Here is a 10480-nt window from a genome sequence, read left to right as displayed (position 1 = left end):
ATATTTAGATTTTCGTGGGTTTCATGACGGAGGCGAGCCTTACCTTTTCAAATTTAATTATTGTTAATTTTAATTTGTTTACGTTTTTCATTAGGAGAGCATCCATATTCATCCTTAAATAACTTCATGAACATTTTATAGTTTTTGAAACCATTACGTTCGATAATTTGAGAAATATTATTATCCGTGTTCACAAGGTCTATGTAAGCATGTTCCAGACGAATAGTATTTAAATATTTTAAAAATGTGATTCCCATATATTTTTTAAAAAAACGAGAAAAATATTCTGAATTTAAATAAAGTTCACGTGCAACAGACTCAAGAGTTATATGCTCTGAATAATGTTTTTTTACATAATCTATGATTAAAGCTAATCTATCCAGATATTTATCGCTGTTTTTATTGTCAAATTTTTTATCTATTTTACTAAATTCATTTACTAAAATAAATAATAAGTTAAAAATCAAACTGTTAATTTTAAGTTTATATCCTAATTCTTTTTTATTATAAACATCAAGAAAACTAACTAAAATTTCTTTCAACTTATTAATGGAAAGTATTTTCTCTGTAATAGTTGGATTACAAAAGAATTTTGTTGTAGACATATCATCAATGTACTTTTCACAAAACTGATAAGGTATCTGTAATACTACAGCCGTATTTCCATATTTACAGATTGTTGAGTGAATTTCAAGAGAATTAATAACTATTAAATCGTTTTCTTTTAAATCATAATCTACACCATTTATGTTTACTTCAAGACTTCCAGTTATAATGTATATAATTTCAATGCTACGATGCCAGTGTTTCGAGATTATGCTACCTTTATCATCATAATATTGGAACTTAACACTAATATCTTCATTAATATTTATCGTTTCATGTTCAAAATCCATATAATCACCTTTTTTAGGCACATGAAAGAAAATAACGAGTCCAAGATGCGATGTATATTTTGCGTCAGGCAAGGAAGCAGATTGGTTTAATAGCGAGCTATTAGACCGATCTGATGACGCAGTATGATACAAAATAGACACGAATATCGACTTGTTATTTTTTTGAATGTGCCTTATCTTTATTGTTTGAATTATAGCATAGCAATAATCTAGTGACAATAAGAATAAAAAATCTTTTTTTATTACTAGCAGAATATAGCCACTACTTTATACTAACACCACTTTTTATTTTATTTTCAATAAACTTTATAATAAAAAACTAGGTATTTATTAAAATTAACCTAGTTTTTATATACACTCAGCTTTATAAAATTAACACTAAATTTGATATATACTATTACTCCTCTAATATTAAAATATCATCATTAATTTTAACAAGCCCTTGATTTATCGGTATTACATTGCAATAATTTTCTGTATTAGTAATCACTATTGGTGTAGTAATATCAAATCCCTCATTTTCAATTTTATTAATATCAAACTCTACTAATAAATCTCCTTTTTTAACGAATTCTCCTTGAGTAACATTTAATTTGAAATACTTGCCTTTTAGGCTAACTGTATCAAATCCAATATGGATTAATATTTCTGCTCCATCATCTGAAGTTATTCCTACTGCATGACCTGTTGGAAATGCTACTGAAACAATTCCATTAACAGGACTAACCAATTTTCCTTCTAAAGGTACAATTGCAATTCCTTTACCTAGAGCTCCCTCTGCAAATACCTTATCCGAAACTTTTGATAATTCTTTAATTTCACCATTAAGAGGACTTACTATAGTCTCTATTTTACTTGTTTTTTCTGAATTTGAATTCTCTTCAATGCTCATATTTTCTTCTATTATAATGTTATCTTTTTCTACAGGATCTTTAAAAGTTATGAAAGATAATATTGCTGCCAACATATATGATGTAACTACAGCTATTATTAATCCTTCAAAGCCTTTTCCAAAATACACTGGTAATGTTAGAACTCCTGGAATAACATATCCCATAGTTGCACTTCCTGAATATCCTGCAATTGCTCCACCTACTGCTCCTCCGATTGATGCACAGATAAATGGCGTTTTATATTTTAATGTCACTCCGTATATACTCGGCTCAGTAATCCCTAATAATCCTGTTGATATTGTAGATATAGCAATTTTTCTTATATTCTTATTTTTAGTTTTTAATAATACACCTAACACAGCACCACCTTGACCTAAACTTGCAGATATTACAAGTGCCATAAAAGTATCCACTCCATATAAAGATAGATTGTTTATAATTATTGGCATAGCTCCCCAATGAATACCACCAATAACTAATGCCTGCCAAGAAGCTCCTACCATAGCTCCAACTAATATTGGGCTTAAGTTATATACTAAATTATATCCAATACCAACTGCTTTAGTTATTATTGTTGCTATAGGACCAATTACTGTAAATGTTAGTGGTACCATTATAATTAAACAAATTAAAGGCATTAAAAAAGGTTTTAAATTTTCATTCATTCCTTTATTTAAAAATTTTTCTAATTTGGATAATATAAATATTGCTATTACTATTGGAATAAAAGTAAATGAATAATCTATACCTTTAACAGGAACTCCTAAAAAATCACTGCCCACACTTTTACTAATAAAATTAATAATTCCAGGGTAAACTAATGTAGCGCCTAAGGTTAGAGCTATAAATTCACTTGCTCCAAATTTTTTTGCTGCTGTTAAAGCTATTAATATAGGCATGAAGTAAAGTGCACTATCCTCTACTGCATGTAGAATTTGATAAGTCCCACTGTTAGTTGATATATAGTTTAAATAGACAAGAATTGATAACAATCCTTTAAGAATACTAACACTTATTAATATGCCTAAAACTGGTGCAAATATTGCTGATATTAAATCAAGGGCTTTATGACCTATGCTACTTTTATCTTTTACTTCTTTATTTATTTCTCTGTTTTTATCTACAAGATTAGTTAGTTTTATGATTTCTTTATAAACATCACCAACAGTATTTCCTATTACAACTTGAAATTGTCCTCCACTTTCGACAACACTTATAACTCCTTCAAGGTCTTCTATACTACTTTTATTTGCCTTGCTATTATCTAGTAATTTAAATCTTAATCTAGTAACACAATGTACTAGTGAATTTATATTACTTTCTGTCCCTACATTTTTAAGTATCTCTTTTGCTAATTCTTGGCTTTTCATTATTTTCCTCCAATTGCTTATATTTAATTCTTCTAGCGTTTATATATAACTAATTCTTTTCTCTCTTTTAATTAAATTTAAAAGAACATCCCCTTTTGGTTTGTCAAATTCAATCCTACCAAATAAGGGAATGTTCTTATGTCTTTTGCTATAAATACTGAATTTTCAGCCTATTCTTAAAAAGAATATGTGAAAAATTTGATTCATATAATTTTTACTAATCATTATTGATTTTTTTTTATTGATTCTAAATTTATTTTTTTAATTATATCTATGTACTATTTCTATGTTAGGCACATGAAAATAAATAACAAGTCCAAAGTTGCAATGGATATTTTTCATCAGGCAAGGAGACGAATTGCCCTCATAGCGAGCCTATTAGATTAATTTGCCGACGTAGCATGATGGAAAATAGGCTGGCAAATGGACTTGTTATTTTTTTGATTGTGCCTTAAGTTCACAAGTTACCTTTTATTCCAAACTTTTAGTTTGATTTACTTCTTGCTTGTAATTCTTTTAATATAGTAGGATATTCTTTATCTAGCTTATATAAAATCAATATTCCTATTTGAATTATAGTTATAATTATAGGTATGTATATATATAGTGCTTTTATAGCAACTATAGTTGTAGCACTTTGTACAGTAGCAGTACCTACATACCCAGAAGCTGATAATATCCAACCTATAGAAGCTGCTCCAAGACCTCCACCAACTTTAAATCCAAAACTTGCTGCACTATTAGTCAAACCTTCTATTCTCACTCCAGTTTTCCATTCACCATATTCAATAGTATCTGATACCATAGCAAACATACAAGCTGCTATACCAGCTAAACCTATGCCTTTTATGATATTACCTGCAAGTAGTAATTGTATATTTTTTCCAGATATTGCCATTATAATATATCCTAATATAATAATGGCAGATCCTGCTATCATAATGTTTCTCTTACCGAATTTCTTAATCAATCCAGCTACTAAAAACATAGCAACAATTTGTGATAAACTCGTTGCTGTAGTTAACATTCCAACAAGTTCTTTATTTCCTAATACAGCTTCAGCATAGTAAACAGTAGCTCCTCCATTTATAGTCAGACCAATAAATATTAATATTAATATAAGTGTGATATACATCCAATATTTATTTTGAAAAAGAACTTTTAAACCAACTTTTATAGGTATATCTTCTTTTGCTTTTGATTCATCTGCAGCCTTTACTCTTTCCTTTGTTCCTAAAAAAGTAAATAAGAATAATACTGCAGCAACTACACCAAATAATGCAAAAGTATATGACCACGCTCTCGTATTATTTCCAAACATTTTAACTACTGGTAAAGTTAATAAAGCAATTCCCATTGATCCTACTGTTGATAATATCATTCTGAATATACTAAGTACTGAACGTTCATATTGATCTTGTGTAATAAGTGCATTTAATGTTGCATATGGTACATTAATTGCTGTGTATATTATTGTAGATACCAAGTTGTAAGTTATAAAAATGTAGATTAGTTTACCATTAGCACTTAAACTAGTCGGAACTGAAAATAGTAGCACACCACCTATTGCAAATGGAATAGCCATTCTAATTATCCAAGGTCTTGCTTTACCATACTTTGATTTAGTTCTATCTACTACAAACCCCATTGCTAAATCAGCTATACAATCTAAAACACGAGATATTAACATTATAGTTCCAACTGATGCTGCATTTACACCGATTACATCTGTGTAGTAGAATAACAGAAATGTGGATATAGCTGCATATATAACATTATTGGCTAAATCTCCACACCCAAAAGCTAATCTTTCAATAAACCCTACCGATGTTTTTTCATTTGCGATATTTGTATTTTCCATAAAAATTCCTCCTTAGTTTTAGTTTTCTATACAAAATGTATTAACAGAATGTACTTTTATAATTGTAGAAAAACTTACATCTTTATACTTGAATGTGAATTCCCTATCATTATCCATAGCATTACCAACAACGACTACGATTTCGCCATTAGGATTTTCAAATACAATAGAGTTTGATGTCCAGTGTCCTTTAGTTACTATTCTTTTTGCTCCTGGCTTTATAAAATGTGAAAAATGCTTCATAACATAAAACTCTGGTTCATATACTACTTCTTTTGTTTCTGGATTAATTGTTATCATTGTATTTTGTTCCCAACCCCAAGTACTTACTCCTCCTTTAGGAAGTACCATATTCCAATAAACATAGCTTTCAACATTGTGCACAAAATAATGCCAGAAAAGTCCAAAAACATATTCTGCATGTTGCCATGTATTTTGACCATCCCCACATTCATTTTCTGTTTGCATAAATCTCATTTCTGGATAACTTAATTCAGTTTGTTCAATTACATGTTTTCCACCCCATTGGAAACCTACTCCAGATATATACTTTCTTGCTTCTTTATCAGATAGTACTGTATTTACACATTGATCATAAAATTCTGAAAATGGAGCACAACCTGGTAGAGATATCTGAAAATCTAGGAATGGGCCGTTAATTGTACCAAGCCAAATTTCTGAATCTATTCCCTTCTCCTTAAATACTGGTCCAAGATGATTTTTAATAAAATCTCTCATTTCTTTTCCACTCCACATACATGATGGGAATTTTTGATCAGCATGAGGTTCATTTTGAAGATGAACTTGTTCAATTTTTACTCCAGCCTTGTTATATTCCTCTACATACTTAACAAAGTAATTTGCATAAGCTTGTAAATTTTCTTGTTCCCAAGATAATGTTCCAAAATTATATGCTTTTTTTGTTTTCATCCATGTTGGAGGACTCCAAGGTGAAGCAAACAATGACATATCTGGCTTACGATTTAACGCTTCTCTTAAATATGGTAATAAATGTTCTTCATCTCTTTTTATAGTAAAATCTTTTAATTCATAATCTCCATTTGTTTCATCATAGCTATGCCATTCTAACGCATAATCACTAGCTCCCATTGGTAAACGTCCTACATTAAAATTCAAACCTTCTTCTGTAAATAAATTATCTAAAATTTCTTTTCTCTTATTTTCATCTACTTTTTTTAAAATATCCCAACTAATTTCATTAAAGCAACCACCAAAGCCTTTTAAAGTTTGTTTAGTTTCATTTGTTATTTCTAAAGTGTCTTCATATTCTTTATTTTCTACTGTTCCCTTTTTCCAAAAATCTTTTCCATTACTATAAATATGTTTAATGCTTTTCATCATCTTCACCCTTTTCATCAATTTTTATTGTTGTTATCCTTTACATCTATATTTTACAAAAATAACTTCCTTCTTTTAAGTAACTTTCTTGACTAAAAAATAGTAGTTTTTTGACTTTGTCAGTAAAATAATCTTTTAATTCAGTTTAAAGCTAGTAATTTATTCGAATATTTTTTTCACTATCAACAATTAAAATAAATAGTTACCTATTTATCTCAAATCGCTTAAGTTATAACTTTAATAATATATAAACAAACAACTCCATATCTATCGTATATTGTAAATATAATGATATATAGGGATGATTATTTTTCCTAAATTTTTTCTATGTAGGTGATTTAAATGTACTATCATGATAAGAAAATTAGAAAGGAAGTATCCGTACCATATGCATTATACCAATCGGAAAAAGGAGAATATTTTATTGGTCAGACACCAATACTAATTGGTCAAGATCAGCATGCTTTAGCAGAATTAGTAAATCCCATTACTTCAAATGTAAATATTTATGTAAATGCTATAGCTGTAACAAATATTTCAGAACTTAATTTATCATCTGAATTTTATCTTAAATCTACTTTAAATGGTGGAATAATTAGTAATTCAGTTAGCTGTACTAACTTAGCTATTATTCCTGAATCAATTCCTGAAGGAAAAATTAAATATTTAACTACAACTACTGAACCTCCAAAAGATGGTGTAGCTATATTTAGTAGAATAGTTTCACCCTATTCAACTTTAGTCATTGATGGTGGACAAATAATTATTCCACCTGGACAATCTCTTCTTGTTTATCTTGGTGGCTTCCTACCTGTTGTATTAGATAGTGCAATAATTGCTTTCGGTTGGTGGGAAGAAATAATTTGTGAACACTTCGATTACTACTGTTAAAGTAAGTCTTTCATTTATCGATTTATCTATTAATCAATTTAGTTCTTGAGATATTGTTCTTATAGCATCTTTAACTACAGAAAACAAAAGACAATGTGTCATATTTCTTATATATGCTCCTTAAGTTTATGCCTATTAAACAAAAAATGAACTGTCTAAAATAGAAATTTACTTTCTATTTTGAAACAGTTCAATATATATCTATCTTGTTAACTTAAGAATTACTTTTTTATGATTTGGGTATTTTTCCACTAAATAATCTCTTTCAAATAATTCAAAATCTTTAAATTCAAAGCCTGGGAATACCATACAGCCAACTAAAGCATACCCTTCATTGTTCATTGCAGAGCCAAATATGTAATCTTTAGGAACCAATATTTGAGCTTTTTCTCCCTTTTCAATATTAAGTCCAAGTTCTTCTGTAATAAGTTCTCCTTCAGGATTAATCATATAAATAGTTAGTGAAGAACCAGAATGATAGTACCACATTTCATCTGACTTTAATCTATGAAAATTTGAAACTTCACCATCTCTAAGCAAAAAATATATACTACTCCAAAGCTTTCTTGATTCTTCGCTTTCAACATTTAATCCTCTATCTGATATATTTTCCCTTGAAACAAAACTTTCCTTATAAAATCCACCTTCTGGATGTGGTATCATATTTAAATTTTTTACAAAATAATCTGCTGTGTACATTTAATTACTCCTTTCAAATATTGCTAATATGTAATCTAAATAATATTATAAACTAAATTATTTCCATTTTAAATTGTTTTTAGTTAAACTTTCTAACTTCAAAATAACAACGTCTAAAATAAATCTTTTAATCCTTATATAACCTCATTATCTGTTCAACAAAGGAATACTCAAAACTTCATATTGCTTCAAGTATTCCTTTCATTTATTACATAGTTATAATATATATTTAGTTCTTGGAGAAGACTTATATCTTGGTTTATCTGTAAATTCTTATATTAATTCTTTAGGCTTTATTTCATCACAAGAATCTATACGTAAGAATTAGAATTACCTATAACATTCCTAAGAATGTCTCCATGAATTTGTTAGCAAAAAAGCTCTGTGCCTGATAGGTCAAGTGTAACCCATTATTAGGAATATTCATTGGACCATCAAACTCCTTAAATTTTTCAGCCATATCATTAAGAACACATCCGTTTTCTAGGGCTACTTCACGAATGATTTTATTATAAACATCATCGAATTCAACATTATATGTCCATCGTTTTTCCGCTACAGCAGTTTCCATTCTCTCTGTGTCATATCCTGATAGCGTGTTAAAAATAACGCGGTTACCCTTATGGCGTAGGATTTTTGCTATATAATTCATGTTCTTGCGATACTCTTCCGGGCTTACATTAGGCCTAGAGTACACATCGTTATTTTGACGCATATCGTTAATTCCTATGAACACTGCTGTAATCTGTGGTTTATATCGTAATACCCTATTATATATATTGGAAATCGTCTGGGTAGTCGTATCACCAGTAACACTAGCGTCGATAAGTTTAATGCCTGAATATGGGGCAAGCACCCTGCGAACAACGTTAAAGAAGCTCTGATAATCACTTACAAACGAGCATCCGATGAAGGCAAATGTGAATTCTAGATTCTTTAGTTTGTCATCCATCTCCTTTTTGTATTTCGTATTTATATAATCTACCGGACTCTGAAGTTCTCCATCGAGTTCTTTGTAGATTGTGTCCACATCCTCTATCGGATACCCAAACGCATAGGCTATCATTTCCCTGTTGTTCTCAATCGATGGGATTCCGTGCTGATAAGCTTTAAATCGTATGTCCATATATTCATTACTATACTTTGAATTGTTTATTAACTGTGTCATTTTCAACCACTATCCTTTCCAATTATTAATTGTACATACACTATCTTGGCAGAGAATTCTTAACTATAGCATCTCAAGCATTACTTCAAGAAACTTATCAGCAAAGAAACATTGTGCCTGATAGGTAAGATTCAGCCCATCATTAGGTATGTTAATTAGGCCATCGAATTGGTTAAATTTTTCAGCCATATCATTTAAAGTGCAGCCGTTTTGCTCCGCTACCTCACGAATAATGTTGTTGTACTCATCCCGGATATCGACACTGTATGTCCAATTCATATGTGCAAAGGACTTTTCTACTATTACGTTATTAAAGGGTGGAAGTGTATTGAATATAATTTTACTTTTATAGTGACGCAAAACCTTTGCCATATAGTCTATATTTCCTCGGTATTCATCTGGTGAACATACCGGTTTGGAATATATATCATTGTTCTGGTGCATGTCGTTTATACCAATTAAAACCGAAGTAATCATAGGTTTTTCACTCACTACAAGATCATAGATATGCTGGATTGTTTGATTGGAATTATCACCCATTGCAGCAGCGCAAACCATTTTTATCTTGGTATATGGCTCAAACACTTTACGAAGAACATTGAAAAAGCTCTGATATTCGCTAACAAATTGGTCTCCAATGAAGACGAAAGTCGCCTCCAACTTAGAGAGCTTCTCATCCATTTCACTTTTGTACTTCTTATTAATGAAGTCAACTGACAATTGGAGTTCTTTATCCAGTTGTCTGAATACATCATTCACCTTTTCTATAGGATAACCATAGACATGGGAAATCTTTTTCTTATCATTTTCCATTGGTACTGTATGTTTGTATAAATTCATGCGTGTAATAACGTAACTGTTAAAAAAATGGCCTGAATACCTACTCTTATTTTGTGTCATTTTTCTTCTCATTCCTTTCTTTTATCGTATTTTCCTAATTTACCCAAGTATTAAATGTAGTTTTATGATAATTGGTTTTCATTTTTCAATAGGTTTATATCCTAAGGCCTTCTATAATTGCTTAGAAATCAAAAGCTTATATTCTATTTATTGTAAATTATACCATATATTTCTCGTATATCAAATCCTACTAATTTTTTTATTCAATATTATTCTGATTGATTTTTGATTATGTCTTAATAGATGACATTTAATTATGTCCCATATATAAAAGTACTGCATAATTAGCTTTTCCAAATAAACTGGGCACTTCTAAAAGAAGAAGGAGTACCTTTTTACAGATACTCCTTCTTCCTTATTTATATATTCTGCTAAACTATCATTTATAGTTAGCTTTAATTAATCTATTTCTCTTAATTAATTGTTATTTCAAATGTTATCAT

8 protein-coding genes are annotated in these 10480 nt (G+C 29.6%); 1 reads left to right on the top strand and 7 read right to left on the bottom strand.

Going from position 1 to position 10480, the window contains the following annotated elements; all coding sequences use genetic code 11:
* Positions 1 to 53: 53 nt before the first annotated feature.
* The 4 genes from BM027_RS16365 to BM027_RS16350 form a co-directional block, all read right to left on the bottom strand.
* Positions 54 to 896 (bottom strand): AraC family transcriptional regulator, encoded by an 843-nt coding sequence (locus BM027_RS16365; RefSeq protein ID WP_090094248.1) that lies wholly within the window; start codon positions 894 to 896, stop codon positions 54 to 56.
* A 397-nt stretch (positions 897 to 1293) separates the two neighbouring features.
* Positions 1294 to 3159 (bottom strand): beta-glucoside-specific PTS transporter subunit IIABC, encoded by a 1866-nt coding sequence (locus tag BM027_RS16360; protein ID WP_090094245.1) that lies wholly within the window; start codon positions 3157 to 3159, stop codon positions 1294 to 1296.
* Between the two features lie 484 nt (positions 3160 to 3643).
* Positions 3644 to 5020 carry an MFS transporter gene (locus BM027_RS16355; protein ID WP_090094243.1) on the bottom strand — a complete coding sequence of 459 codons (1377 nt, stop codon included), beginning with the start codon at positions 5018 to 5020 and terminating at the stop codon, positions 3644 to 3646.
* A gap of 18 nt (positions 5021 to 5038) precedes the next feature.
* A complete protein-coding gene (locus BM027_RS16350) occupies positions 5039 to 6379 on the bottom strand; it encodes a glycoside hydrolase family 30 protein (RefSeq protein ID WP_090094240.1) in 1341 nt (446 codons plus the stop codon).
* 342 nt (positions 6380 to 6721) lie between these two features.
* Here BM027_RS16350 and BM027_RS16345 point away from each other — a divergent pair, with 342 nt between their 5' ends.
* On the top strand, positions 6722 to 7270 hold the full coding sequence (locus tag BM027_RS16345) for a DUF6143 family protein (protein ID WP_090094237.1): 549 nt from the start codon (positions 6722 to 6724) through the stop codon (positions 7268 to 7270).
* Positions 7271 to 7471: 201 nt separating this feature from the next.
* On the opposite strand, the gene BM027_RS16340 is transcribed toward BM027_RS16345, so the two are convergent.
* From BM027_RS16340 to BM027_RS16330, 3 genes are all read right to left on the bottom strand, one after another.
* Complete coding sequence (locus BM027_RS16340) at positions 7472 to 7969, bottom strand: cupin domain-containing protein (protein ID WP_090094235.1); 498 nt, start codon at positions 7967 to 7969, stop codon at positions 7472 to 7474.
* Positions 7970 to 8303: 334 nt separating this feature from the next.
* Complete coding sequence (locus BM027_RS16335; RefSeq protein ID WP_090094233.1) at positions 8304 to 9137, bottom strand: SGNH/GDSL hydrolase family protein; 834 nt, start codon at positions 9135 to 9137, stop codon at positions 8304 to 8306.
* A 63-nt stretch (positions 9138 to 9200) separates the two neighbouring features.
* Positions 9201 to 10037 carry an SGNH/GDSL hydrolase family protein gene (locus tag BM027_RS16330; RefSeq protein WP_090094230.1) on the bottom strand — a complete coding sequence of 279 codons (837 nt, stop codon included), beginning with the start codon at positions 10035 to 10037 and terminating at the stop codon, positions 9201 to 9203.
* Positions 10038 to 10480: the final 443 nt, after the last annotated feature.

Origin of the sequence: Clostridium uliginosum (assembly GCF_900112485.1) — a bacterium.
Lineage (GTDB): Bacteria > Bacillota > Clostridia > Clostridiales > Clostridiaceae > Clostridium > Clostridium uliginosum.
The sequence above is the reverse complement of the archived record's forward strand: the minus strand, read 5'-3'. Positions and strand labels throughout refer to the sequence as shown.

What these genes read in the sequence shown, in the direction of transcription:
- BM027_RS16335 (WP_090094233.1), bottom strand. Translation starts at nt 9,137, where the DNA reads ATGACACAGTTAATAAACAATTCAAAGTATAGTAATGAATATATGGAC.
- BM027_RS16340 (WP_090094235.1), bottom strand. Translation starts at nt 7,969, where the DNA reads ATGTACACAGCAGATTATTTTGTAAAAAATTTAAATATGATACCACAT.
- BM027_RS16350 (WP_090094240.1), bottom strand. Translation starts at nt 6,379, where the DNA reads ATGAAAAGCATTAAACATATTTATAGTAATGGAAAAGATTTTTGGAAA.
- BM027_RS16360 (WP_090094245.1), bottom strand. Translation starts at nt 3,159, where the DNA reads ATGAAAAGCCAAGAATTAGCAAAAGAGATACTTAAAAATGTAGGGACA.
- BM027_RS16355 (WP_090094243.1), bottom strand. Translation starts at nt 5,020, where the DNA reads ATGGAAAATACAAATATCGCAAATGAAAAAACATCGGTAGGGTTTATT.
- BM027_RS16345 (WP_090094237.1), top strand. Translation starts at nt 6,722, where the DNA reads ATGTACTATCATGATAAGAAAATTAGAAAGGAAGTATCCGTACCATAT.
- BM027_RS16330 (WP_090094230.1), bottom strand. Translation starts at nt 10,037, where the DNA reads ATGACACAAAATAAGAGTAGGTATTCAGGCCATTTTTTTAACAGTTAC.
- BM027_RS16365 (WP_090094248.1), bottom strand. Translation starts at nt 896, where the DNA reads ATGGATTTTGAACATGAAACGATAAATATTAATGAAGATATTAGTGTT.